The following is a 23,214-nucleotide window of genomic DNA, read 5'->3' as shown; positions in this document are numbered from 1 at the left end:
TAGGTGCCAACCTCGGTTGGCACGCGGGAGGTCAACGGCGCCCACCAAGGTGGGCGTCTACCGGAATCCGCCGGCTGGGGTGCTTTTGGTAGGTGCCAACCTTGGTCGGCATGCAGGACATCAACGGCGCCAACCAAGGTTGGCATCTACCGGGATCCGCCGGCTGGGGTGCTTTTGGTAGGTGCCAACCTTGGTTGGCATGCAGGACATCAACGGCGCCAACCAAGGTGGGCGTCTACCGGAATCCGCCGGCCGAGGTGCCTTTGGCAGGTGCCAACCTCGGTTGGCCCACGGGACGTCAACAGCGCCCACCAAGGCGGGCGACTACCGGATGGCGTGACCGGGTAGGTGCCAACCTTGGTTGGCACGCAGGACGTCAGCGGGATCGAAACCGCATCCCCACCCGCGCGCCACCGATCGGGGCGGTATCGATCACCAGCGCCGCATCATGCCGCTGCGCGATCTCGGCCACGATCGCCAATCCCAGTCCGCAGCCGTCGCCTTCTGTGCTGGCCCGGTAGAAGCGTTCCGTGACGCGCGTGCGCTCGGCTTCGGCAATGCCGGAGCCGTCATCGTCCACCCACACCTGCACGCCCTCGGCATCCTGCTGTAGTCCCAGGGTGATCACGCCTGGCACGGCACCGTAGCGCAGCGCGTTGTCCAGCAGGTTGCCCAACGCCTCGCGCAGCAGCTGCGGATCGCCCTGTACCTGCACGCCGTCGTCGGGCCCGTCATAACCCAGGTCCACGCCTGCAGCCAATGCACGGTCCGCATAGCGCTCCACCACGCCACGCGCCAACGCGGCCAGGTCCACTGGCTGCAGCGGCAGTGCGCTGCCATGTGGATCTTCGGAGCGGCTCAGCATCAGCAGCTGGTTGACCAGATGTTGCAAGCGGGCCAACCCGGCCAGCGTGCCGGACAGCGCCAGCTGCTGGCCCTGCGGATCATGCTGGCGCAATGAGCTCTCCAGCTCCACCTGCATGGCCGCCAACGGTGTGCGCAGTTGATGTGCGGCGTTGCTGACGAAGCGGCGTTGCGCCCCCTGCATCGCGTCCAGGCGCTGCAGCAAGGCGTTGTAGGCCTCCACCGCCGGCCAGAGTTCGCGGGGAGCTTCCTGCGCCGGGTCCAGCGGCGCCAATGGATCCGGCCGCGGGCTGGCCAGCTTCCGTGCGACCAGGTTGGCGTGGCGTGCGGCGGCGCCGGTGCCGGACCAGGCCAGCCACGCCGCCAGTGCCAGGATCGCGGCCTGGAACGGAACGCTGGTCAGCAGCAGCTTGCGTTCCAGCCGGTGGCGCTTGCGCAGCGTCTCGGCCACGCGCAACCGGATGTCATGGCCCGGCCCGGCGCTGACCACCACTTCGACCATGCGCACCGGCTGCCCACGCAGGCGGGCATCGTAGTAGACCGCGTCGTCATCCGCGGCAGCGCTCGCCGGGCGCGGCAATGCTTCGGGCAGGTCGCCATACAGGCGCCCGCCTGCCGCGTCGACCACCTCGCCATGCACTTCGTCGGCGGTGTCCCAGGTGAACATGCGCGATACGGCCGGGGTGATCTCGATCGAGGCGCGGCCATCCTGCACTGTCACCAGCTCGGACAACGACATCGCCGAGTCCAGCAGCCAGCGGTCGTAGACCTGGCCGGCGTAGAAGCGCGCCAGCGCGAACGAACCTACTGCGCTGCACAGCAGCAGCACCAGCAGCGGCAGCCACAGGCGTCGCAGCAGCAGGCCGCGCAGGCTGTGCACGCGCTCAGTCACCCACGGCCTCCAGCCGGTAGCCAAGGCCACGCAACATGCGGATGCCGACGCCGGCGCGCGCCTGTTCCAGCTTGCGGCGCAGGCGGCTGACATGCACCTCGATCACCGACAAGTTGGCCTCGTGGTCCCAGCTGTACAACGCATCGAACAACCGCTGCTTGGTGACGGTGCGGCCCGGATGCTGCATCAGCGCTTCGACCAGAGACAGCTCGCGTGCGGTCAGCTCGATGCGCTGGCCTTCCACCTGCACTTCGTTGCGGATGCTGTCGAAGCACAGCCGGCCCAATCGCTTCTGTGCCGGTGCGTCACTGCGGCGGCGCGACAACGCACGCAGGCGCGCTTCCAGCTCGCCCAGCGCGAATGGTTTTGCCAGGTAGTCATCACCACCGCGGTCGAGACCGAGGATGCGGTCCTCCACGCCATCGCGTGCAGTGAGAATCAGCACCGGCAGGGTGGCGCCATCGTTGCGCAGGCGCGAGAGCAGGTCGAGGCCATCCACGTCCGGCAATGAAAGGTCCAGCACCATCACGTCATAGGGTGCACTGGCCAGCGCCGCAGGTGCGTGCAGTCCGCGCGAGAGGTGGTCGCACAGATGGCCGGCACCCTGCAGGGCGCGGATCAGTCCATCGGCCAGGGCGGCATCGTCTTCGATCAGCAGGATTCGCATTGCAAGCTTCGTGCAAGGTTGGGGCAAGTTTGGCGCAAGTCCGTCACCTTACCGTGACGTGCATGAATTTCTCCCCTCGTCTTGCGGCCTTGCTTGCCGCCCTATTGTGCGCGCCTGCGGCTTCGGCGCTGTCCCTTGCAGAGGCGCAGCGCGCAATGGAAGCACACAACCCGGACCTGCGCGCGGCGGCACTGGAGCTGCGCGGTGTGCAGGGCGATGCGCAGACGGCGGCATTGCGCCCGGCCACCGAGCTGTCGATCGGCACCAGCAAGATCAGCTCCAAGCATGGCGTCGGCCCCGGGCGCTGGCAGGACAAGCGCGTGGACAGCACCGTGGGCCTGGGCTGGACCTGGGAACGTGGTGGCAAGCGTGCGTTGCGCATCCGCCAGGCCGACGCGCTGCTGGAAGTGGCAGGGCTGGAGATGCTCGATACCCGTCGTCGACAACAGGTGGCACTGCATGAAGCCTATTTCGGCCTGAAGGGCGCACAAGAGCGGGTGCAGATTGCCGACGCCAACCGGCAGAGCTCGGTCGAGCAGATGGCGGCTGCCGACAAGCTGGTCGCGACAGGGGCGATGGCACCGGTGGATCGCGCGCGGCTGGCGGTGGACGACCTGGCTGTGGCGGATGCGGCGCGCGAGGCAGCACTGAATCTGCGTGACGCGCGGAATGTGCTGGGGATGCTGCTGGGCAGCGATGACAGCCGCGACCTCAGTGCTGATGACCCCTGGCCGGATGCCAGCAGCGTGGCCGATGTACGCGCGTTCGACCCGCAGCAGCGCGCCGACCTGCGTGCCGCGCGTTCGCGCCTGGTCGCGGCCGACGCAGGCGTGGCCCTGGCGCGCAGCGAGCGCCATCGCGATATCCAGCTGGGCGTGGAGGCCGAACGAGAGCCGACCGACATCAGCGGTGTTACCTGGGGCGTGTCGTTGACCATTCCGCTGGGGGGGCCTTCGCGCGCGCGCGGCGCGATCCAGCGTGCCGAGGCCGACCGTGACAGCGCCGCGCTGGAGCTGCAGGTGCTGCAGCGCGAAGCACGCGCCGAGCTGGACCAGCTGCAGGCCAGCGCGCAGTCCGCCGCACAGCGCCGCAGCGACTATGAGGGACTGCAGTCCGACGCCGCACGCAAGGCGGTGCAGGGCATCGAACTGGCGTACCGGCGCGGTGCCGCCAATCTGACCGATCTGCTGGATGCGCGCCGCAGCTGGCGCGACTTCGAGGCCGCACTGATCGAGGCGCGCACCGACCATGCCATTGCACTGGCGCGCGGGGAAGCCGCCACATCCGTTGCCGAAGGAGAATCCCGATGAAGTCCACCGTCGCCTATCGCCCGCAGGCGCGATACGCCGTGCTGCCCGTCTTGCTGGCGCTGATCCTGCTGGGCGGCTGTGGTCGAGAGCCAGCTTCCTATCTTGAGGACGCACCTCGGGTCAGTGCCGGCCAGATTCAGTTTCCTTCCGACAGCCGCCAGCTGGACGTGCTGCGCAGCGAGACAGTGAGTGCCGGCGCCAGCGCCAGCCTGCAGCTGCCGGGCCGGGTGGTCTGGGATGAGACGCGCTCCAGCGCACTGCACACGCCGCTGCCGGGGCAGGTAGCGCGCATCGAGGCACAGCCGGGGCAGAAGGTGAAAGCCGGCCAGGTCATCGCCTGGATCACCTCGCCCGAGTTCGGCCAGGCTCAGGCTGAAGGTGCCCGTGGTCGCGCCGAGCTGCAGCAGGCACGCAAGGAACTGGACCGTACCCGCGAACTGCATGCGGCGGGAGTGGCGTCGGGTCGTGAACTGGACGAGGCCGAGGCAAACTTCGCTGGCAGTCAGGCTGATCATGCACGCGCGGCCGCCTTCGCCAAGGCCTATGGCAACGGCCAGCGCGTCGACCAGCGCCTGCCGCTGCGCGCGCCCATCGATGGCGTGCTGGTGGAGCGGCGGATGAGCCCGGGCATGTCGGTCAGCCCCGACAGTGAACAACCTTTGGCGGTGATCGGCGATCCGGACCGGCTGTGGTTGCTGCTGGACATCCCCGAAAGCCTGGCCGGACGGCTGAAGGCCGGCATGCCGGTCAGCGTGCCGGGCGCAGATGGCCAGCCGCTGCAGGCGACCCTGCAGCATGTGGACGATTTCGTCGACAGCGAGCGCCGCGTGGTGCAGGCACGCGCCGAGCTGGACAACCGCGCACGGGGCTTCAAGGCCGGGCAGTACGTGCGTGCCCAGGTAGCATTGCCGGCCGAGGGCGGCGTCTCGCTGCCCGATGCGGCGGTGCTGCTGATCGACGGCACGCAGGTGGTGTTCGTGGAAGAGGGCAAGGGCCGCTACGTGCGCCACGCCGTGCACGCCGAGGAGCTGGGTGACGGCCGACTGTGGGTGCGTGACGGTCTGGCGGCTGGCAGCAGGGTGGTGGTCGAAGGCGGCCTGCTGCTGCAGCAGCTGGTCGACAGCGCGCCAGCGGCCGCCAGCACCGGCGCGGGGCATGCCGCCCCATGATCGATCGCCTGATTGCCTATTGCCTGCGCCAGCCGCTGATGGTGATGCTGGCACTGCTGTTGTTCATCGGCGGCGGCATCGCCGCGTTCCGCGTGCTGCCGGTGGAGGCCTTCCCGGACGTCTCCGACACCCAGGTGACGGTGGTGTCGCTGCACCCGGGCCGCGCCGCCGAAGAGGTGGAACGCGAAGTGACGATGCCGCTGGAAGTGGCCTTGTCCGGCATTCCGCATTCGGTGCGGGTGTTCTCGCATACCCAGTTCGGCTTGTCGATGATCATCCTGACCTTCGACGACAAGGCCGACGACTATTTCGCGCGGCAGCAGGTGCTGGAGCGCCTGCAGGGCGTGGAGCTGCCGGAGGGCGTGACCCCGGAGCTGGAGGCGATGAGTTCGGCGGTGGGCGAGATCTACCGCTACGTACTCAAGGGCCCGCACATGACGCCGACCCAGCTGCGCACGGTGCAGGAATGGACGATGGAGCGCAGCCTGCGCACCGTGCCGGGCGTGGCCGATGTGATCAGCTTCGGCGGGTTCGCGCGCACCTTCCAGGTCAAGCCGGACCTGGACAAGCTGCGTGACCGCGGGATCAGCCTCGGTGAATTCGCCGAGGCGCTGGAGAAGGGCAGCTCCAATGCCGGCGGCGGCTACGTGGAGCGCGGCCAGCAGCAGTTCCTGATCCGCGGCGTGGGCCTGATGCGTTCGCCGGGTGACATCGGCAACGTGGTGGTGGCGCAGCGCGGCGGTACGCCGATCCTGGTGCGCGACCTGGCCAGCATCGCCGATACCGGCCTGCCACGGCAGGGTCTGGTCGGCCAGGACGACAATGACGATGCTGTGTTCGGCATGGTGCTGATGCGCAAGGGCGAGAATCCGTCCGACGTACTCGACGCCCTGCATGCGCGCATCGCCGAGATCGAAGCGAACCAGCTGCCGGCCGGGGTCAGCATCGAGCCGTTCTACGACCGCTCGTGGCTGGTGTCGACCACGCTGAAGACCGTCTTTCGCAACCTGCTGGAAGGTGCGGTGCTGGTGTTCCTGGTGCTGTGGCTGTTCCTGTACAACGCCCGCGCCGCACTGATCGTGGCGGCAATGATGCCGCTGGCGCTGCTCTCGACCTTCCTTGGCCTGCACCTGTGGGGCGTGCCGGCCAACCTGCTGTCCTTGGGTGCGATGGACTTCGGCATCATCATCGATGGCGCAGTGATCGTCACCGAGCACATCGTCTCGCGATTGTCGAAGCTGCCACCTACGGCCGATCGGAAGACGCGCTTCTCGACCATTCTTTCGGCCGCATCGGAAGTGGGCCGCCCAACGTTCTTCTCGATGCTGATCATCATCGCCGCGCACATCCCGATCTTCACCCTGCAGCGCCAGGAAGGCCGCATGTTCGCGCCGATGGCGTACTCGGTGACCTCCGCGCTGATTGGCGCGTTGATCCTGGCGCTGACCGTAGTACCGCTGTTCTGCTACTGGTGGCTGCGGCGCGACCGCATGCGCGACGGCAACCCGCTGATGGACCGCCTGACCGACTGGTACCGGCCGATCCTGGAGCGCGCACTGGCCCGGCCACGTGCGGTGGTGCTGACCGCAGTGGCGTTGCTGGTGGGTACGTTGGCACTGGGCACTCGCCTGGGCTCGGAGTTCCTGCCCGAGCTGGACGAAGGATCGATCTGGCTGACCGCCACACTCGACCCCAGCACCAGCCTGGCCGAAGCGCAGCAGCAGTCGCGGCGCATCCGTGAGCTGGTCGGCACCTTCCCGCAGGTGTCGACGGTGGTGGCCAAGCTGGGGCGCCCGGAAGACGGCTCCGATGCCAAGGGCGCCAACCAGATCGAGGCGCTGGTGGCGTTGAAGCCGGAGAAGGAATGGCCGAAGGGCGTGGACAAGCGGCAGCTGGTGAGCGACCTGCAGCGCACGCTGGAGCAACGCATTCCGGGGCCGGAGTTCTCGATCTCGCAGCCCGTGCGCGACAACATCCTGGAGAGCATTTCGCAGATCAAAGGCCAGGTGGTGATCAAGGTCAGTGGCTCGGATCTGGACGTACTGAACCGGCAGGCGCAGGCGATCCTGGGCCAGGTGCGTGGGGTGGAGGGCGTGGAGAGTGCCTTCATCGACCGCGATGGCTCCCTGCCGCAGCTGCAGATCGATATCGATCGCGACCGCGCAGCACGCTATGGCCTGAACGTGCGCGACATCGACGAAGTGATCGAGACCGCACTGGGCGGGCGCCAGGTCGGCGAGCTGTGGGAGGGCGACCGCAGGTTCCCGATCACGTTGCGCCTGGACGATGCCGATCGTGACCTGCAGCGGCTGCGTACGGTGCCGGTGGGCATCGGCGATGGCCACACGGTGACGTTGTCCGACGTGGCCGACTTCCGCATGGCCAGCGGCGCGATCAATATCTCGCGCGAGAACGCACAGCGGGTCAAGGCGGTCAGCATCTTCATCGCTGGTCGTGACATGGGCAGCGTGGTGGCCGACATGCGCAAACGCGTGGATGCCAGCCTGCAGCTGCCGGAAGGCTACCGGCTGGAGTGGTCCGGCGAGTTCGAGAACCAGCAGCGTGCGATGAAGCGGCTGGGCTGGGTGATTCCGCTGTCGGTGCTGCTCATCTTCGTACTGCTGTTCGATGCCTTCAAGGACATCAGCAGCGCCGCACTGATTCTGGCCAACGTGCCACTGGCGATGATCGGCGGCATCCTGGCGTTGTGGTTGACCGGCATTCCACTGTCAGTGTCGGCGGCGATCGGATTCATCGCGTTGTTCGGGCAGGCGGTGCTGAACGGTGTGGTGATGCTCAGTCGCTTCGCCCAGCTGCGCGAGCAGGGCATGGACCTGCTGCAGTCGGTGGTGCAGGGCTCGCTGCAGCGCCTGCGCACGGTGCTGATGACCGCACTGCTGGCGATGTTCGGCCTGCTGCCGATGGCGACCTCGCATGCGATCGGTGCAGAGACCCAGAAGCCGCTGGCGGTGGTGGTGATCGGTGGCCTGCTGTCGGCGATGCTGCTGACCCTGCTGGTGCTGCCGACGCTGTACTACTGGGTGCACCGGCGCCGCGAGGCCCGCGCCGGATGACGACGTGTAGAGCCGAGCCATGCTCGGCTGCGACCCGGCCGCCAGGCATGGCCCGGTAGGTGCCCACCTTGGTGGGCACGCGGCGACGCGCCCACCAAGGTGGGCGACTACCTACACCATCCCGCCATTGGCGCGCAGCACCTGGCCGTTGATCCACCCGCCATCGGCACCGGCCAGGAAGGCCACCGCACCGGCGATGTCCTCCGGCGTACCGAGCCGCTCCAGGGGATTCATCTTCGCCAACCGCTCGATCAGTTCCGGTGACTTGCCCTCCAGAAACAGGTCGGTGGCGGTCGGGCCGGGGGCCACCGTGTTCACCGTGATGTTGCGCCCACGCAGCTCCTTGCTGAGGATCGCTGCCATCGTTTCCACCGCCGCCTTGCTGGCCGCGTACACGCTGTAGTTCTCCAGCCTGATGCCGACCACGCTGGTGGACAGGCTGATCAGGCGGCCGCCGTCGCGCACCCGTCGTGCACTTTCGCGCAGCACGTTGAACGCGCCCTTGAGGTTGATGCCGATCACCCGCTCGAACAACGCGTCATCGCTGTCGGCCAGCGGTGCCAACTGCAGCACGCCGGCACTGTTGACCACCACGTCGATACCGCCGAAGCGCGCCTCGATGGCGTCGAACAGCTGGCGCACCGCCTGCGGGTCGGCCACATCGGCCTGCAGCGCGATGGCCTGCGCACCAGTGGCCATGAGTTCGGCGGCCAGTGCCTCGGCATCATCGCGGCGGCCGGCATAGTTGATCGCCACGGCATGGCCATCGGCGGCGAGCCGCCGGGAAATGGCGGCACCGATGCCGCGGGAACCACCGGTGACCAGGGCGATGCGGCGGGCGGAGGAGGTGGGCATGGTTGGTTCCAGCAGGGCGCGCCGGACTGGCGCAGTGCCATCTTCGCCATCTCATCAGTTCGGATAATCATGCATAATCCGCCAACATCATCCGGGTAGCCGAACAATGGACCGTTTCACGGCCATGCGTGCCTTCGTCCGTATCGTCGAGCGCCGCAGCTTCACCCGGGCCTGCGAGGACCTGGGCCTGCCGCGGGCCACGGTGACCGATGCAATCAAAGCACTGGAACAGCGGCTGGGCGTGCGCCTGCTGCACCGGACCACGCGGCTGGTGGTGCCCACCCTGGAGGGCGAGGCCTTCTATGGCCGTTGCCTGCGCCTGATCGCCGACATGGACGATGCCGAAGCCGCGTTCCGTGACGTGCCGCCGCGTGGCCCGCTGCGCATTGAAGTGCATGGCACGCTGGGCCGGCACCTGCTGTTTCCGCATCTACCGGACTTCCTGCAGCATTACCCCGAGATCGAACTGGAGGTCAGCGAAGGCGACCGCTATGTCGACTTGCTGCGCGAAGGCGTGGATGCGGCGTTGCGGGTGGGGACGCTGGCCGACAGCGATCTGGCGGCGCGCCGGTTGACCATGCTGCGGGAAGTTACGGTGGCCGCACCGGGTTATGTGCAGGCGCACGGTGTGCCCGAGACCATCGAATCACTGGAGCAAGGCCACCAGATGGTCGGCTATCGCTCCAGCGCCACCGGCCAGCTGATTCCGCTTGAGTTCCAGCAGGGCGCGCAGGTGCGCTACGTGCCGCTGCCCGCGCGGGTGAGGGTTTCCGGCGCGGACGCATTCCTTGGTGCCGCCTTGGCGGGTCTCGGCATCATCCAGGCACCGCGCTACCGGATGGACCCCTACATCGCGAGCGGGCAGCTGGTCGAGCTGTTGCCGGACGCGCCGCCGACACCGAGTCCACTGAGCCTGGTCTACCCCCGCAACCGCACACCGTCGCCGCGGCTGCGGGTGTTCATCGACTGGGTGGCCGGGGTGTTCGACCCGATGAGGTAGTGCCGGCCGCTGGCCGGCAACTGCAACACGCGTGATGTGCCAAGGTTGCCGGCCAGCGGCCGGCACTACCGGGCTGATGCGCTTGGCAGCACCAGCTCGAACACGGTGCCGGTTTCATCGGAGGTCACGCTTACCGTTCCGCCATGCGCCTGTGCAATCGCACGGGTGATCGCCAGGCCCAGTCCAGCACCTTCGTGGCGGCCACGCTCGCCGCGATAGAAGCGATCGAACAGGCGCGGCAGTGCTGCTTCGGCAATCGGCGGGCCGAGGTTGTGCACGCTGACCCTGCATACGCCATCGCCCTCGACCAGCTGCACCCGCACCTCGCTGCCCACGGCTGCGTGCTTCAACGCATTCGACAGCAGATTGGCGATCGCCCGGTGCAGCATCAGACGGTTGCCTTCCACGCTCGCCACGCCGTCGCGGCGCAGGGTCAATTGCCGGTCCTCGGCCAGCAGGTCATAGAACTCCAGCAGCGAATCCACCACCGCATCCAGCGCCACCGGCTCACGCGAGGGCAGTGCGCCCGGCGCTTCGGCCTGCGCCAGGTACAGCAGGTCGCCTACGGTCTGCGCCAGCTGCTGCAGCTCCTCGGCACACGACGCCAGCGTCTCGCGGTAGGCCTCGTTGCTGCGCGGGTGGGCCAGCACCACCTGCACCTGGGTCAGCATGTTGGTGATCGGCGTGCGCAACTCGTGGGCCAGATCACCGGAGAATTCGGTCAGGCGTGCGAAGTCCTGCTGCAGGCGCGCCAGCATGCCGTTGAGGGTCTGCGCCAGCTGTTCCAGCTCGGCCGGGGCGCTGCGTGCGCTCAGGCGCCGCTGCAGTCGGCCGGCGGTGATCTGCCGGGCTTCATCGGCCAACGTGCGCAGCGGCCGCAGCGTGCGTCGCACCACATAGCCGCCGAGCAGGCTGCTGGCCACGGCGGCGCCGATGATGGCGATCGCCAGAAGATGGCGGAAGCGTTGCAGGAAATCGGCATGGCGGTCGTCATCGATGGCCAGCAGGGTGACCAGCTGGCTGCCGTCGGCCAGGGTCTGCCGCAGGTGCAGGGCATGCATGCAGCGACCATCGTCGAGAATCCAGTCGTTCCGCCGTGGCGCGGCGTCGATGGGCTGGCTGCGCGCGTGCTCGCGCAGCAGTGCAGGTGCGGTCGAGAACAGCACGGCTCCGTGGCCATCGACAATGTGGAAGGCGATATCGGGATGATGGCTGAGCGCCTCTGCCAACCGCGGGCCGCGTGCGGCGGCGGGCCCATTGCCAGCAAGATCGCGGATCAACGCAACCTTGTTCTCCAGTTCGATGAAGTCCTGGGCAACAAGGTCATGGCGGGCACTGACATAGATCGCCACGCCCAATGCGGCCAGCACCAGCGTGGCCACGATGGCGAACAGCAGGGTCAGCCGCACCGCGATGGAACGGCGCAGGCTCATCCGTTGCTCACAGCGCCGTCGTCTGGTGCTTCGAGCACGTAGCCCATGCCGCGCACGGTAATGATCAGCTTGGCGTCGAAATCATCGTCGATCTTCGCGCGCAGGCGGCGGATCGCCACATCAATGACATTGGTGTCGCTGTCGAAGTTCATGTCCCACACCTGCGAGGCGATCAACGAGCGCGGCAGTACTTCGCCACGGCGGCGAGCCAGCAGCTCCAGCAGGGTGTACTCCTTCTGGCTGAGCGCGATGCGCTGGCCGCCGCGTTCCACCCGGCGGCGCAGGGTATCCACCACCAGGTCGGCAATGACGATGCGTTCGGCCTGCGGCAGTGCCTGGCCACGACGCAGCAGCGTGCGCACGCGCGCCAGCAGTTCGGCAAAGGCGAACGGCTTGCCCAGGTAATCATCGGCCCCAAGCTCCAGACCCTGCACACGGTCGGCGATGCTGCTGCGCGCGGTCAGGAACAGTACCGGTACCTGCCAGCCGGCCTCGCGCAGCCGCGACAGCACGTTCCAGCCATCCAGGCCGGGCAGCATCACATCGAGGATGACCAGCTGGTACTCGCCACTACCTGCCAGATGCAGCCCGTCGACGCCGTTGCAGGCGAGGTCGACCACGTAGCCGGCCTCGATCAGGCCCTGGCGCAGGTAGTTGCCGGTCTTGGGTTCGTCTTCGACGATCAGCAGTTTCATGGTGCGCCCATCATCGCAGCTTGGGCGTGGGCTGGCTGCGCAGTCTCATGCCAGCGGATCCAGCGTGCCGAGAATCGCGACACAGGCCAGCACCAGCACGGCCAGTACCGATTCGCAGGCCAGGCTGTGGCGCAGTGAATGCAGCGGCCTGGGCTGCCAGCCACCCCGGATGGAGACCGCCAGCGCCGGCACCAGCCGCCAGCGATGCAGCGCGGCCAGGCCCAGCATGCCACCCACCAGTGCCAGCTTTAGCAGCAGCCAGCGTCCATGCGCGGCGCCGGTCAGGGTCTGTATGGAACCGCCGAGATCGACATAGGTATAGGTGCCGGTCATCGCCAGCAGGGCGACGATGATCGTGCCGGGCACGGCGAAGCCGTGCGCGGCCTGCCATAGTTCGTGGGTGCGTTCGCGCAGGCGCAGGCCCTGGCGGCGCAGTGCCAGCTGCACGATGGCGGCGATCGCACCGATCCAGGCGCCGGCCGCCAGCAGGTGCACGATGCCGGCAGCAAGACGCAGCCTGCCAGCGATCCCGTCCCCAGAAGCGGCGTGGCCGTTCCAGGCGAGGCTGGCCAGGGTCACCGCCGAGAGTGCCAGCAGTGCAGGACGGCGCAGGCCCTGCACCGGGCGATTGACTGCCAGCAGCGGCAGCATCGCCAGCAGGGCCAGGATGCGCAGCAGTCCCGCCTCGCCCACCGGCGTACCGGTAAGAAACCAGCGCGCTGTCTCGCCATCGATGTCGACCGGTGATATGCCAAGCACGCCGGACAATCGGGTCACCGCATCGATGCCGACCAGCACCAGTGCCACAAAAGTGAGGCCCAGCGAGACGCTGCGCGGCAGTCCGGGGCGGACGAACAGCATCCGCCCGAACAGCAGCATCAGGGCCAGATACAGCGCCAGCCGCAGCGCATACGGCGAAAGCTCGGCCACAGCAGCGGCCTTACTTCACGGTGAAGCGGTAGGTGCCGGTGATCGGATGGCTGTCCTCGCCGACCGCGCGCCACTGCAGCGCGTAACTGCCGGCGGGCAGCGGCTTGGCAAAGCGCGCGCGCAGGGTGTGGCCGTCCTCGGAGATCTCCTGCGCCGTGGTTGGCATCGCCATCTTCATGCGGCCGTGGTCCATGCTCAGTTCGATGCGGGTGGCACGCGGCATCACCTTCTCACTGAACTGCAGCTCGATCTGGCTGGCCGGGGCCACGGTGGCATCGGCCGCTGGCGTCGAACGCACCAGGCTGGGATGGGCCAGCGCCAGCGGCGCGGCCGAAAGGCCGGACAGCAGCAGGGCGAGCGGGGCGACGCGGAACAGGGAGCGGGTCATATGCGGATCACCGATGGGGAAGTGGCCTGCAGGGTGGCGTCCACCGCCTTTCGAGGCCCTGACCTGGACATTACCGGTTTGTAATGTTGGCGGCCGGCACTACCGGGCCCGTGACTGCGCGATCCATGCTGACGGCGAACAACCGACCACACGCCGGAACGCCGCGCTGAACTTGCTGGGATTGGCATATCCGCTGCCCAGCGCAACGTCGGTGACACGCCGGCCCTGCGCGAGTTCGGCGCGCGCCCGCTGCATGCGGTGCTCGGTCAGGAACGCATAGGGCGGCAGGCCAGTGGCCGCACGCAGCGCGCGGCCGAACGTCGCGACCTCCATCTGCACTGCAGCGGCCAGCTGTGGAACGGTCAGCGCCTGGCCGTGTTGCGCGTCGATGTAGGCCTCCAGTTGCCGCAACCGTCGGGCCGACAGTGGGGACACCGTGCCACGCGCCTGGCGCGGCTGACCGGCAAGCTGACCCAGGCGGTGCAGCAGCACCTGCGTGCCATGCTCGAGGAAGCCGGGCAGGCAAACATCAGCCTGCGCGCTGCACCACAACGCCTGCAGCACCGAAGTAATCACCGGGTCGCGGTGCAGCCGCGCCGCCAGCGGCTGCAGGTGTTGCAACTGCTGCGGATCCTGCGGATGCAGGTGGGTATCGATGGCGATGCCGAGCAGATCGACCGCGGGGCTGGCATAGGTGCCGGTGTCTTCCGGCAGCACCAGATTGAACTGGCCGGGCCGCCACGGCGCCTGCAGAAGACCGCTGAGGGTGTGCTGCTGCAGCCGACCGCCGCCGCCCACGGCCAGGCCCAAGCGCAGTTGCTGCGGATGTCCCATCTCACCTTCGCTGGCATCGAAGCGATGGCGCAGCAGCACCACCGCACCATCGTCGCTGGCGTAGGCCGCAGGGGCCTGCGACCGGGTTTCCTGCAGCAGCTGGTCGGCGAGGGCGGGCATCACGGATCCGGGAATGGAGCGGCGCTGACGGAAATGGAGTGGCGGCAGGACGCTAATGTTACAGGATAACACTCTTGTCCTGCGCTGCCGCCGCCCGCGCTTCCGTCACTCCATCCGTCGAGGTTCCCGCTTTGAAGTCGTCCACGCCTGCTGCCGCGCTCATCGCAGCATCCCTGCTCGTTCCTGCCTTGCCCGCCCTTGCCCAGCAGGCCGACCCGGCCACGCTCGACGGTGTCCGCGTCACCGGTTCCAAGCGCGATACCCCTTACCTGAAAAGCGATCTGTCGGTGACGGTGCTCGATCGGCAGGCGCTGAAAGAAGCCGGCGTCACCGAGTTCCGTGACCTCGACAAGCTCGCGCCGAACGTCAAGTTCAATGCGATGGGCCAGCTCAGCAACATGTTCATCTCGATCCGCGGCATCGAGTCCAATCCATTCCTGGTCAATCGTGCCTCGGTCTACATCGATGGCATTCCGTTCCGCGAGCTGAGCAATGCCGTGCTCAACCAGGTCGAGTCGGTGGAGGTGCTGCGCGGCCCGCAGGGCACGCTGTACGGCGCCAACAGCGAATCCGGCCTGGTACTGGTGCGCACACGCGGCCCGGCTGATGCACGCGAGGGCGAGATCAATGTGCGCAGCACCTGGTTCGGCAACGGCAATGGCACCGCTCTCGATGGCTTCCTGGCAGGGCCGCTGAACAAGACGGGCAGCCTGTCCGGCTCGGTGGCGTTCATGGGCTCCGACGAGGACGCCTACCTGAAGAACCTCACACCTTCCGGTGCGCGCGGCAAGGTCGGCGAAGGCTACCTGCAGGGCAAGCTGCGCTGGCGGCCGAGCGACTACGTTTCGGTGAACGCGCTGGCCTATCACCTGCGCACCCGCGCGCCGGGCATGTTCGAGTATGAATACCTGCCGCTGGATACCGGCCTCTACAACCGCACCTACGGCACATCGCTCAATGGCGGCCGCCGTGCCGGTGACTTCACCTACATCAACGACGCGCCCAAGCGCACCGAAAAGGACGAAACGGTGGCCGGCCTCAGTGCGCAATGGCAGCTGCAGGCCGGCACGCTGGACGTGGCCGCTTCCTGGCGGGACGAGGAGGTGACCTCGGCCGGCTACGACTTCGACATGACCAACAGCCCGGCATTGGCCGGCCGTATCTACGACAGGAAGAAGGAATGGACGGCCGAGGCGCGCTTCAGCTCGCCCAGCGACCAGGCGCTGACCTGGATGGCCGGTGTGTCGACCTACCGCAACAGCAAGGATTCGATCCTGGGCACTTTCGTCGGACCGGCGCTGCATGGGCTGGACAGCTACAACCTGGCGCCGCGGCAGACCTCCAAGGGCGAGGACTACAGCGTCTTCGCCACCGCCAGCTATACCTTCCCGGCGGTGCCGAAGCTGACGGCCAGCGCCGGCCTGCGCCATGAGCAGGCACGGCGCTCCACCGAACAGCGTGCCGGTGCGCTGGATCTGGGCGCCGGTGGCCGCGTGCTGTACCGCGATGCCGCGCTGGCACATACCTTCTCGGCCACGCTGCCGCGGGTGTCGCTGCGCTACGACGCCACTGACGACCTGTCCTTCTACGCGGCCTCGGCCAAGGGCTACATTCCGGGTGGCTTCAATCTGGCTGCGGCGCAGAGCGATGTGGTCAACGACAAGGTGCTGCGCTACGAGTCCGAGCGCATGTGGAGCCATGAGCTGGGCTTCAAGATGAACCTGGCCGGCGGTCGTGGCCACATCGGCGGCGCGCTGTTCCACATCACCTCGGACAACTGGCAGGAGATCCAGGTGGCCACCGATGCCAACGGCCGCCCGATCTCGTCGGACTACGTGGGTTCGGATGCCTCGATCCGTTCGCGCGGTGCCGAGCTGGAGGGCGTGTTTGAAGTGCTGCCGGGTTTCACCCTGATGGCGAATGTGGGCTACGTCGATGCGAAGTACACCAAGCTGTGGGTCAGCGTGGACCAGAACCTGGATGGCAAGCGGGTCAAGCTGACCCCTCACTACACTGGCTATCTGGCGGCGCGCTATCAGTTCGACTCGGGCATCCATGCACGGCTGGAATCTCAGTTCACCGGCTCCAGTGCACTGGATGAACGTAACCGCGCGTTCCAGCCCGCAGTGGCCGTACTTGGTGCGCAGCTGGGCTATGAGACCGGGCCGTGGAGCGCGCGGGTGTTCGTGCAGAACCTGACCAACAAGCGCCGCATCAATGGCCTGATCTTCGACAACCTGGCCTTCGGGCGCGACGGAAACTACTACGGCCCGGTCGACAGCCCGCGGATCTTCGGCGCGGAAGTGGGGTACCGCTTCTGAGGAGGCGGGCCGCGCGCCGGCCAGCGGCCGGCGCTACCGGTCCAACGAAACGGTAGTGCCGGCCGCTGGCCGGCATCTTCGGAACGCTACCTGTGGCCGTACAATGCCCGCCGGTTGCCGATGTGCGCGCATGCCAGCAGCACGCCGCCGCAGGCGGTGGCCACACCATGCCAGAGCAGCGATTCCTTCAACGGCAGGTACAGCGACGCTGACACCAGCAGGATCGCGCCAACCACGGCCAGCCGCACCGGCAGCCAGCGCCCATGCCGGTGCAGCCCGGCCGTGGTACTGGCCAGCGCCAACGTTGAGGCCATCAATGCGAACAACCATTCCCAGCGCGACATCATCAACAGCAGCGTCATCACGCCGTGGCCGGGGTGCTGGAACGAGCGCAGCGCCATCATTGCCGCCGGTACGAAGGCCAGCAGCAGGGGCAGGGCGATGCAATGGGCGGCGCAGGCCAGTGACAGCCAGGCACCGGCCAGATCGAAACGGGGATGCCAGCGTGCCGAAGTTGGCGGCTGGGCCAGGGCCCTTGCGGGGGTCGGGGGGATGTGGTCCATTATGTTACATAGTAACAATTGGAGTCTCCCCCATGAAGCTTCCTGCTGCTCTTTTCCTGCTGCTGGCTGCCAACGCAGCCCAGGCACACGACGTCCGCCAGCACGCGCCACACGTGCACGGCCAGGCCACAGTTGATCTCGCACTCGACCAGGGAACGCTGGAGTTCGCCCTGCAGGCACCGGGTATCGGCATCCTTGATTTCGAGCGACCGCCCGCCAACGCGACCGAGCAGGCGGCACTGTCGCGCGCCACGGCATTGCTGAAGGGCGGCAGCTGGGTCACCCTGCCCACCGCGGCAGGCTGCCGTCTGGCCAGCGGTAAAGCCGATGCAGAGGGCTTCGACGCGACGGCCGCCGCGCCGCCGCCAGGGCAGCATCGGCACGCAGGTTTCAGCGCAACGCTGCAGTACCACTGTGCCAAACCTGCCGAGCTGCGCGCCATCGTCTTACGCCTTCCCGTGCTGTTCCCCGGCCTGCACGAAGTCATCGTCAACAGTGCAACCGCCAACGGCCAGGACCGCAGCGTGCTGAGTGCCGACAACCTGCGCGTGGTGCTGGCGCCGTGAGCACGCCAGCGGTGATCGCCCTGGAGGATGTGCAGTTCGGCTACGCAACACGTCTGGTGCTGGATATCCCGCAGCTGCTGATAGAGCAGGGCAGCAGCGTGCTGTTGCGTGGAGTGAGCGGTGGCGGCAAGAGCACCCTGCTCGGCCTGCTGGCCGGCGTCCTGCTGCCCGGCAGGGGGCGCGTCGAAGTAGCAGGTCACGCGCTGCAGATGATGCGGGGTGCTGCGCGTGATCGCTTCCGCGCCGATCACCTGGGCGTGATCTTCCAGCAGTTCAATCTGCTGCCGTTCCTCAGCGTGCGCGACAACATCGCGCTGGGGCTGCGCTTTTCTCCGGTGCGCAGCGAGCGCATCAGCGGGCCGCTGGACGATGAGATCCTGCGCCTGCTGGAAGCGCTGCAGCTGGATCCGGCGCTGTCCAAGCGTGCGGCCGGCACCCTGAGTGTCGGCCAGCAGCAACGCGTGGCCGCCGCACGCGCCCTGATCGGCCGCCCCGCAGTACTGCTGGCCGACGAGCCGACCTCGGCGCTGGATCGCCAAGCCGCGACCGCCTTCCTGCAGCTGATGTCCGCACAGTGCCGGGCTGCCGGTACCACGGTTCTGGCGGTCAGCCACGATGAAAGCCTGCAGCCGTTGTTCGACCGCACCATTTCACTTTCCGAGATCAACCACGCAGGTGGCACCCATGCTTGAGCTTGCCTGGGCCAGCCTGCGCAGCCGCGCATTGAGCGTCAGCCTCACCGTGCTGGTGATCACCCTCAGCGTGGTGCTGCTGCTCGGTGTCGAGCGCGTGCGCGCGCAGGCGCATGAAGGTTTCGCCAGCACCGTTTCAGGCACGGACCTGATCGTCGGTGCCCGCTCCGGCCCGGTGAACCTGCTGCTGTATTCGGTGTTCCACATCGGCGACCCGACCAACAACGTGTCCTGGCAGTCCTACCAGGAGCTGTCCTCGCTGCCGCAGGTGAAGTGGGCGGTGCCACTGTCGCTGGGCGATTCGTGGCGCGGCTACCGGGTGGTCGGCACCAGTGGCGGCTACTTCGAGCACTACCGCTACGGCGCGGGACATGCGCTGGCGTTTGCACAGGGGCGGCCGTTCGACGATCTGTACGACGCCGTGATCGGCGCAGAGGTGGCGCACGCGCAGAAGGTCGGCATCGGTGATGAGATCGTGCTGGCCCACGGCACCGGCGCGGTCACGTTGGCCACGCATGCCGACAAGCCGTTCCGTGTGGCTGGCATCCTGCAGCGCACCGGCACGCCGGTTGATTCCTCGGTGCTGGTCTCGCTGCCGGCCATCGAGGCGATCCATGTCGACTGGCGCTCCGGCGTGCAGCTGCGCAGCCAGAGTGTCAGCGCCGAGCAGGCGCGCCATCTGGACCTGACCCCGACCAGCATCACCGCCTTCATGCTCGGCCTGAATTCGCGCATCGCCACGTTCTCGGTACAGCGCAGGATCAACGAGTACCCGGACGAGGCGATGCTGGCGATCCTGCCCGGCGTGACGTTGCAGCAGCTGTGGCAGTCACTGGGCACCGCCGAGCGGGCACTGCAGCTGATCAGTGCAATGGTGGTGCTGCTGGGCATGGTCTCGCTGGTGGCGCTGCTGGTCTCGACACTGCAGGAGCGCCGGCGCGAGATGGCGGTGCTGCGTGCCATCGGTGCACGCCCTGGCTATATCGCCAGCCTGCTGGTGGTGGAGGCGGTGGCGACCAGCGCGCTTGCCTGCGTGCTCGCACTGGCCGCACTGGTGGTGGCCAGCCTGGCCGGGCGTGGCTGGGCGCTGGCCAGCTTCGGCCTGCCGATCACCCACATCTGGCCGGATGGCCGCGAACTGGCGTGGGTGGCGGGTGTGCTGGCGATCAGCGCGGTGGCCGGCCTGGTACCGGCGCTGCTGGCCTATCGGCGCACGCTGGCCGATGGCCTGTCACCCGGGGGCTGAGCATGCGCTGGTTGCCGCTGTTGCCAATCTTGCTGGTGCTGACCGCCTGCGAACGCCCGGTCGATACCGGCGTGCAGGCGCTGACACCGTCGCCGGTGATCGATCGCGATGCCCCGGCAGCTGCCGAGGAACAGGAACTGGACTGGTTGCAGATGATGCCGAAGGAAGAACTGGCGGCGCTGGAGCGCGGCGAGGGCCCGGAGGTGGAGCACAACGGCAACCGGCGCATGCCGCAGTTCGGTACGTTCCGCACCGTGGACACCGTATTGCAGCGGCCGGTGCGCTTGCCGGGTTACGTGGTGCCGCTGGCCAACGAGCAGGACGGGCGGCTGACCGAATTCCTGTTCGTGCCGTACTACGGTGCCTGCATCCATGTGCCGCCGCCACCGCCGAACCAGATCGTGCACGTGGTGCTGCCGCGCCCGATCGAGATGCCGGACATGTATTCGCCGTTCTTCCTGGCCGGTACCCTGCGCGCCGAACGGCTGGATGACGATCTGGCCGGTTCCGCCTACACCATGCGTGACGCTCAGCTGAGGCCGTATGAACCGTAGTGTCATGATCGGACTGACCTGCTGCCTGGGCCTGTTGGGGTGCGCGCAGGCGGGTGGGGACGCCATGGCCCCCAGCGCAGCACCAGACGCTGCGCGGCCGGCCACGACCGAGGCTCCCATCGATCGCTGGGACGCGCTGCGGCCCGATGAAGTGACCTACCAGCGCCCACCGCCGCAGATCGGCCTGTCACGCAATGGCATGGACGGGGTGGGCGGGCTGATCGACGACACCGGCTCGGGCACGCCACCGGGACAGGAGATCGACCATTCCAGCCCGGATCGCGCCAAGCAGTTCGGCTCTTCGCGCGTGGTCGACGCTGTCGACGGTCGCGCGGTGGATCTGGATGGCTACGTGGTGCCGCTGGGCACCAACGATTCCGGCCTGGTCGATGAACTGCTGTTCGTGCCGTTCTACGGGGCCTGCATCCACGTGCCGCCACCGCCGCCGAACCAGATCATCCATGTGACCCTGGCCACGCCGATCGCACTGGGAGACCTGTGGGACCCGTACCGGCTTGCCGGCCGCCTGCAGGTCAAGCGCTTCGATGCGGATATCGCCAGCGCGTCCTACGACGCGGCTGCGGCGACACTGACGGCGATCCACAATTGATGCGCACGCGTTGGATCATCGTTGCGGGCGTGTTGGTCACCAGCGTGGTGTTGCTGGTGTGGTGGCACCTGCGCGTCGACGTGACCGAGCCACCGGCGATCGCCTTCCCGGCACCCGCGACCGATGCCCGCCAGCGCATCGAACAGCGCCTGGGTGATGACCATGCCTTTCGCAACGACGTACTGTTCCTGCTCGCGGCCACCCTGCGCGACCGCTGCCAGCCGGCGCAGGCGGGGCTGCTGGCGCGCATGGCCAATCGTGCATCGTTGCCGGTGTTGGCGGCGGTCAGTGCGGTGACCCAGCAGGATCCAAAGCTGGACCGGCCGATCTACCAGTACATCCAGCATCGTGCCGACGCCACGCGCTGTGGCCAGCCGCTGCAGATGCCGTTGGCTGGCGGGCGCAGCATGCAGGTGGACATCGAACAGTACGCGCGCACCTTCCCGGACAGCTATTTCGATCCGCAGCGCAGCAGCGAACCGCGTGATTTCGGCGGCCTGTCGCTGCAGCAGCGGGCCGGTAACGCCTGCAACAGCGTGGTGTATTCGGTGTTGCCGCTGGGTGGCACCGATTGGCGATGCAGCAGCCTGCGCGCCAATGCGCGTGCGCGGGTGCGCGGGCTGTGCGAGGACGAACTGCGGCGCCAGCATGGGGGAACGGGCGGGGAACTGGACATGGCCGTGGGGCAGGGCATGCAGGGTGCGGTGGTGTCGGCGATTGCCGCGCTGCCGGAAGACTGCCGATAAGCGTTTACCAGTAGAGCCAGGCCATGCCTGGCTGGCGGTTCAGCCAAGCAGACTTGCCCCTACAGACCCTGAACCGGTGGATTCCGAAGATCATAACTATACAGGACATCCTGTATAGTTATGGCCGTACTCCATCCCACCAGGTTCTCCCATGGCTTTGTCCCAGCCCCTGGCCGGTGCTCCGGCCCTGTCGCGTGCCCGTCGCTGGGCGCTGCTGTTCACCGTCGCCGCCGGCCTGCTGCTGGTTACGCTCGACAACTCCGTGCTCTACACCGCACTACCCACCCTGACCGAGGAACTCTCGGCCAGTGCCGGCCAGGCACTGTGGATCATCAACGCCTATCCGCTGGTGATGGCCGGCCTGCTGCTGGGCGCGGGCACGCTGGGCGACCGCATCGGCCACCGCCGCATGTTCCTGATCGGCCTGGTGGTGTTCGGCATCGCCTCGCTGGCAGCGGCGTTCGCTGGTACAGCGGCGCAGCTGATCGCCGCCCGTGCATTCCTGGCGGTCGGTGCGGCGGCAATGATGCCGGCCACGCTGGCGCTGATCGGCCTGAGCTTCCACGAAGAGCGCGAGCGCAACATTGCCATCGCGATCTGGGGCTCGGTGGCCATCGTCGGTGCAGCGCTGGGTCCGATCATCGGCGGCTGGCTGCTGCAGCACTTCTGGTGGGGCTCGGTGTTCCTGATCAACGTGCCGGTGGTGGTGGTGGCCTTCGTCGCTACCCTGCTGCTGGCACCGGAAGGCCAGCGCGATACCTCGCGGCCGTGGGACCTGGTGTCTTCGTTGCTGGCATTGGCGGCGCTGTCCGGCCTGGTGCTGGCGATCAAGTCGCTGATCGCCACGCCGCCGTCGTATGCGCTGGGTGCCGGTGCGCTGCTGCTGGCCGTCATCAGCGGCGCGGCGTTTGCACGTCGCCAGCGGCAGTTGCCGTACCCTTTGCTGGACTTCGCGATCTTCCGCAATCCGGCGTTCCTGGCCGGCACGCTGTCGGCGGTATTCACCTTGTTCGCGATGGCTGGCCTGCAGCTGGTTACCACCCAGCGTTTCCAGCTGGTGGCGGGCTTCACGCCGCTGCAGGCAGGCCTGCTGGTATCGGTGGCGGCGCTGGGCAGCCTGCCGAGTGCACTGCTGGGCGGCAGCATCCTGCACCGCGTGGGCCTGCGTCCGCTGATCTGTGGTGGCCTGGCGGCTGGCGCCGTGGGTGTCGGTGTTGTGGCGTTCGGCTTCCCGCACGGCCTCGGCTGGGTGGTGGCGGGCATGGCGATCACCGGTTTCGGCATGGGCTCGGCCATCTCGGTGGCGTCCACTGCCATCCTCAACAACGTACCGGCGCACCGCGCGGGCATGGCCTCGTCGGTGGAAGAGGTGTCCTACGAGTTTGGTGGCCTGCTCGCGGTGGCGATGCTGGGCAGCCTGAGTGCGGCAATGTACGGTGCCTTCCTGCCGGTCTCGGCGGACATGCCCGAGCTTGCCCGAGAGGGCTTCACGCAGGCGCTGCATGCCGCACGCGAAAGCGGGCAGGGCGAGTGGTTCGCGCTGGCTGCGGCCGCATATGACCGTGGCTACCAGATCGTGCTGCTGGTGATCACGGTGGTGCTGGCAGTGGGTGCGGCGATCATCGCGCGCCTGCTGCGGGGGCGCGTCGGTGGCCGCGAGGGTGCGGCCGATCGCGTAAAATGAC

Annotated in this window: 21 protein-coding genes; 12 read left to right on the top strand and 9 right to left on the bottom strand. The window is 67.7% G+C overall.

What is annotated here, in order from left to right:
* Positions 1-376: 376 nt before the first annotated feature.
* Together ACZK5G_RS12055 and ACZK5G_RS12050 are read right to left on the bottom strand one after the other, a co-directional pair.
* The gene (locus tag ACZK5G_RS12055) at positions 377-1,756 is read right to left on the bottom strand and encodes a sensor histidine kinase (RefSeq protein ID WP_478463478.1); all 1,380 of its coding nucleotides are present in this window, start codon (positions 1,754-1,756) and stop codon (positions 377-379) included.
* Positions 1,749-2,423, bottom strand: a complete 675-nt coding sequence (locus ACZK5G_RS12050) for a response regulator (RefSeq protein ID WP_005413615.1) — start codon at positions 2,421-2,423, stop codon at positions 1,749-1,751. The genes ACZK5G_RS12055 and ACZK5G_RS12050 overlap by 8 nt, the downstream gene beginning before the upstream one ends.
* Before the next feature lie 62 nt (positions 2,424-2,485).
* Between ACZK5G_RS12050 and ACZK5G_RS12045 the strand changes: the two genes are divergently transcribed.
* The 3 genes from ACZK5G_RS12045 to ACZK5G_RS12035 are packed head-to-tail and all read left to right on the top strand — an operon-like array spanning position 2,486 to position 7,976.
* Positions 2,486-3,733 (top strand): TolC family protein, encoded by a 1,248-nt coding sequence (locus tag ACZK5G_RS12045; RefSeq protein WP_478463477.1) that lies wholly within the window; start codon positions 2,486-2,488, stop codon positions 3,731-3,733.
* A complete protein-coding gene (locus ACZK5G_RS12040) occupies positions 3,730-4,902 on the top strand; it encodes an efflux RND transporter periplasmic adaptor subunit (RefSeq protein WP_478463475.1) in 1,173 nt (390 codons plus the stop codon). Before ACZK5G_RS12045 ends, ACZK5G_RS12040 begins: the two co-directional genes overlap by 4 nt.
* A complete protein-coding gene (locus tag ACZK5G_RS12035; RefSeq protein WP_478463473.1) occupies positions 4,899-7,976 on the top strand; it encodes an efflux RND transporter permease subunit in 3,078 nt (1,025 codons plus the stop codon). Before ACZK5G_RS12040 ends, ACZK5G_RS12035 begins: the two co-directional genes overlap by 4 nt.
* Before the next feature lie 111 nt (positions 7,977-8,087).
* On the opposite strand, the gene ACZK5G_RS12030 is transcribed toward ACZK5G_RS12035, so the two are convergent.
* Complete coding sequence (locus ACZK5G_RS12030; protein ID WP_279943066.1) at positions 8,088-8,831, bottom strand: SDR family oxidoreductase; 744 nt, start codon at positions 8,829-8,831, stop codon at positions 8,088-8,090.
* A gap of 106 nt (positions 8,832-8,937) precedes the next feature.
* Here ACZK5G_RS12030 and ACZK5G_RS12025 point away from each other — a divergent pair, with 106 nt between their 5' ends.
* Entirely contained in the window at positions 8,938-9,831 is an 894-nt protein-coding gene (locus ACZK5G_RS12025) for a LysR family transcriptional regulator (protein ID WP_478463471.1), read from the top strand.
* Between the two features lie 65 nt (positions 9,832-9,896).
* Here the strand turns inward: ACZK5G_RS12025 and ACZK5G_RS12020 are convergent, their stop codons facing one another.
* The 5 genes from ACZK5G_RS12020 to ACZK5G_RS12000 form a co-directional block, all read right to left on the bottom strand.
* Positions 9,897-11,264 (bottom strand): heavy metal sensor histidine kinase, encoded by a 1,368-nt coding sequence (locus ACZK5G_RS12020; RefSeq protein ID WP_478463470.1) that lies wholly within the window; start codon positions 11,262-11,264, stop codon positions 9,897-9,899.
* Entirely contained in the window at positions 11,261-11,959 is a 699-nt protein-coding gene (locus ACZK5G_RS12015) for a heavy metal response regulator transcription factor (RefSeq protein ID WP_478463468.1), read from the bottom strand. The genes ACZK5G_RS12020 and ACZK5G_RS12015 overlap by 4 nt, the downstream gene beginning before the upstream one ends.
* Before the next feature lie 45 nt (positions 11,960-12,004).
* On the bottom strand, positions 12,005-12,889 hold the full coding sequence (gene copD / locus ACZK5G_RS12010) for a copper homeostasis membrane protein CopD (RefSeq protein WP_478463466.1): 885 nt from the start codon (positions 12,887-12,889) through the stop codon (positions 12,005-12,007).
* 10 nt (positions 12,890-12,899) lie between these two features.
* A complete protein-coding gene (gene copC, locus ACZK5G_RS12005; protein WP_329809991.1) occupies positions 12,900-13,277 on the bottom strand; it encodes a copper homeostasis periplasmic binding protein CopC in 378 nt (125 codons plus the stop codon).
* Between the two features lie 99 nt (positions 13,278-13,376).
* Positions 13,377-14,231: a helix-turn-helix domain-containing protein gene (locus ACZK5G_RS12000; protein WP_478463465.1), complete on the bottom strand. Its 855-nt coding sequence runs from the start codon at positions 14,229-14,231 to the stop codon at positions 13,377-13,379.
* A gap of 188 nt (positions 14,232-14,419) precedes the next feature.
* On the opposite strand from ACZK5G_RS12000, the gene ACZK5G_RS11995 reads away from it, so the two are divergent.
* Entirely contained in the window at positions 14,420-16,552 is a 2,133-nt protein-coding gene (locus ACZK5G_RS11995) for a TonB-dependent receptor (RefSeq protein WP_277778331.1), read from the top strand.
* Between the two features lie 86 nt (positions 16,553-16,638).
* Here ACZK5G_RS11995 and ACZK5G_RS11990 read toward each other — a convergent pair whose 3' ends face one another.
* Positions 16,639-17,115 carry a MerC domain-containing protein gene (locus ACZK5G_RS11990; RefSeq protein ID WP_478463463.1) on the bottom strand — a complete coding sequence of 159 codons (477 nt, stop codon included), beginning with the start codon at positions 17,113-17,115 and terminating at the stop codon, positions 16,639-16,641.
* Between the two features lie 32 nt (positions 17,116-17,147).
* On the opposite strand from ACZK5G_RS11990, the gene ACZK5G_RS11985 reads away from it, so the two are divergent.
* The 7 genes from ACZK5G_RS11985 (at position 17,148) to ACZK5G_RS11955 (ending at position 23,213) form a co-directional block, all read left to right on the top strand.
* Entirely contained in the window at positions 17,148-17,681 is a 534-nt protein-coding gene (locus tag ACZK5G_RS11985; RefSeq protein WP_197612628.1) for a ZrgA family zinc uptake protein, read from the top strand.
* Positions 17,678-18,373, top strand: a complete 696-nt coding sequence (locus ACZK5G_RS11980) for an ATP-binding cassette domain-containing protein (protein ID WP_478463461.1) — start codon at positions 17,678-17,680, stop codon at positions 18,371-18,373. Before ACZK5G_RS11985 ends, ACZK5G_RS11980 begins: the two co-directional genes overlap by 4 nt.
* A complete protein-coding gene (locus tag ACZK5G_RS11975; RefSeq protein ID WP_478463459.1) occupies positions 18,366-19,619 on the top strand; it encodes an ABC transporter permease in 1,254 nt (417 codons plus the stop codon). Before ACZK5G_RS11980 ends, ACZK5G_RS11975 begins: the two co-directional genes overlap by 8 nt.
* A gap of 2 nt (positions 19,620-19,621) precedes the next feature.
* Positions 19,622-20,173, top strand: coding sequence for a DUF3299 domain-containing protein (locus ACZK5G_RS11970; RefSeq protein ID WP_478463457.1), 552 nt, complete (start codon positions 19,622-19,624; stop codon positions 20,171-20,173).
* On the top strand, positions 20,163-20,783 hold the full coding sequence (locus ACZK5G_RS11965; RefSeq protein WP_478463455.1) for a DUF3299 domain-containing protein: 621 nt from the start codon (positions 20,163-20,165) through the stop codon (positions 20,781-20,783). Before ACZK5G_RS11970 ends, ACZK5G_RS11965 begins: the two co-directional genes overlap by 11 nt.
* Positions 20,783-21,529: a hypothetical protein gene (locus ACZK5G_RS11960; RefSeq protein ID WP_478463454.1), complete on the top strand. Its 747-nt coding sequence runs from the start codon at positions 20,783-20,785 to the stop codon at positions 21,527-21,529. Before ACZK5G_RS11965 ends, ACZK5G_RS11960 begins: the two co-directional genes overlap by 1 nt.
* Before the next feature lie 151 nt (positions 21,530-21,680).
* Positions 21,681-23,213: an MFS transporter gene (locus ACZK5G_RS11955; RefSeq protein ID WP_121503404.1), complete on the top strand. Its 1,533-nt coding sequence runs from the start codon at positions 21,681-21,683 to the stop codon at positions 23,211-23,213.
* Position 23,214 lies beyond the last annotated feature (1 nt).

It is taken from the genome of Stenotrophomonas sp. 62841_Sma (assembly GCF_056482945.1).
The sequence above is the reverse complement of the archived record's forward strand: the minus strand, read 5'-3'. Positions and strand labels throughout refer to the sequence as shown.

What these genes read in the sequence shown, in the direction of transcription:
- ACZK5G_RS12020 (WP_478463470.1), bottom strand. Translation starts at nt 11,264, where the DNA reads ATGAGCCTGCGCCGTTCCATCGCGGTGCGGCTGACCCTGCTGTTCGCC.
- ACZK5G_RS12050 (WP_005413615.1), bottom strand. Translation starts at nt 2,423, where the DNA reads ATGCGAATCCTGCTGATCGAAGACGATGCCGCCCTGGCCGATGGACTG.
- ACZK5G_RS12040 (WP_478463475.1), top strand. Translation starts at nt 3,730, where the DNA reads ATGAAGTCCACCGTCGCCTATCGCCCGCAGGCGCGATACGCCGTGCTG.
- ACZK5G_RS11970 (WP_478463457.1), top strand. Translation starts at nt 19,622, where the DNA reads ATGCGCTGGTTGCCGCTGTTGCCAATCTTGCTGGTGCTGACCGCCTGC.
- ACZK5G_RS12045 (WP_478463477.1), top strand. Translation starts at nt 2,486, where the DNA reads ATGAATTTCTCCCCTCGTCTTGCGGCCTTGCTTGCCGCCCTATTGTGC.
- ACZK5G_RS12015 (WP_478463468.1), bottom strand. Translation starts at nt 11,959, where the DNA reads ATGAAACTGCTGATCGTCGAAGACGAACCCAAGACCGGCAACTACCTG.
- ACZK5G_RS12000 (WP_478463465.1), bottom strand. Translation starts at nt 14,231, where the DNA reads ATGCCCGCCCTCGCCGACCAGCTGCTGCAGGAAACCCGGTCGCAGGCC.
- ACZK5G_RS11985 (WP_197612628.1), top strand. Translation starts at nt 17,148, where the DNA reads ATGAAGCTTCCTGCTGCTCTTTTCCTGCTGCTGGCTGCCAACGCAGCC.
- copC (WP_329809991.1), bottom strand. Translation starts at nt 13,277, where the DNA reads ATGACCCGCTCCCTGTTCCGCGTCGCCCCGCTCGCCCTGCTGCTGTCC.
- ACZK5G_RS12035 (WP_478463473.1), top strand. Translation starts at nt 4,899, where the DNA reads ATGATCGATCGCCTGATTGCCTATTGCCTGCGCCAGCCGCTGATGGTG.
- ACZK5G_RS11990 (WP_478463463.1), bottom strand. Translation starts at nt 17,115, where the DNA reads ATGGACCACATCCCCCCGACCCCCGCAAGGGCCCTGGCCCAGCCGCCA.
- ACZK5G_RS11975 (WP_478463459.1), top strand. Translation starts at nt 18,366, where the DNA reads ATGCTTGAGCTTGCCTGGGCCAGCCTGCGCAGCCGCGCATTGAGCGTC.
- ACZK5G_RS11965 (WP_478463455.1), top strand. Translation starts at nt 20,163, where the DNA reads ATGAACCGTAGTGTCATGATCGGACTGACCTGCTGCCTGGGCCTGTTG.
- ACZK5G_RS11960 (WP_478463454.1), top strand. Translation starts at nt 20,783, where the DNA reads ATGCGCACGCGTTGGATCATCGTTGCGGGCGTGTTGGTCACCAGCGTG.
- ACZK5G_RS11955 (WP_121503404.1), top strand. Translation starts at nt 21,681, where the DNA reads ATGGCTTTGTCCCAGCCCCTGGCCGGTGCTCCGGCCCTGTCGCGTGCC.
- ACZK5G_RS12025 (WP_478463471.1), top strand. Translation starts at nt 8,938, where the DNA reads ATGGACCGTTTCACGGCCATGCGTGCCTTCGTCCGTATCGTCGAGCGC.
- ACZK5G_RS12030 (WP_279943066.1), bottom strand. Translation starts at nt 8,831, where the DNA reads ATGCCCACCTCCTCCGCCCGCCGCATCGCCCTGGTCACCGGTGGTTCC.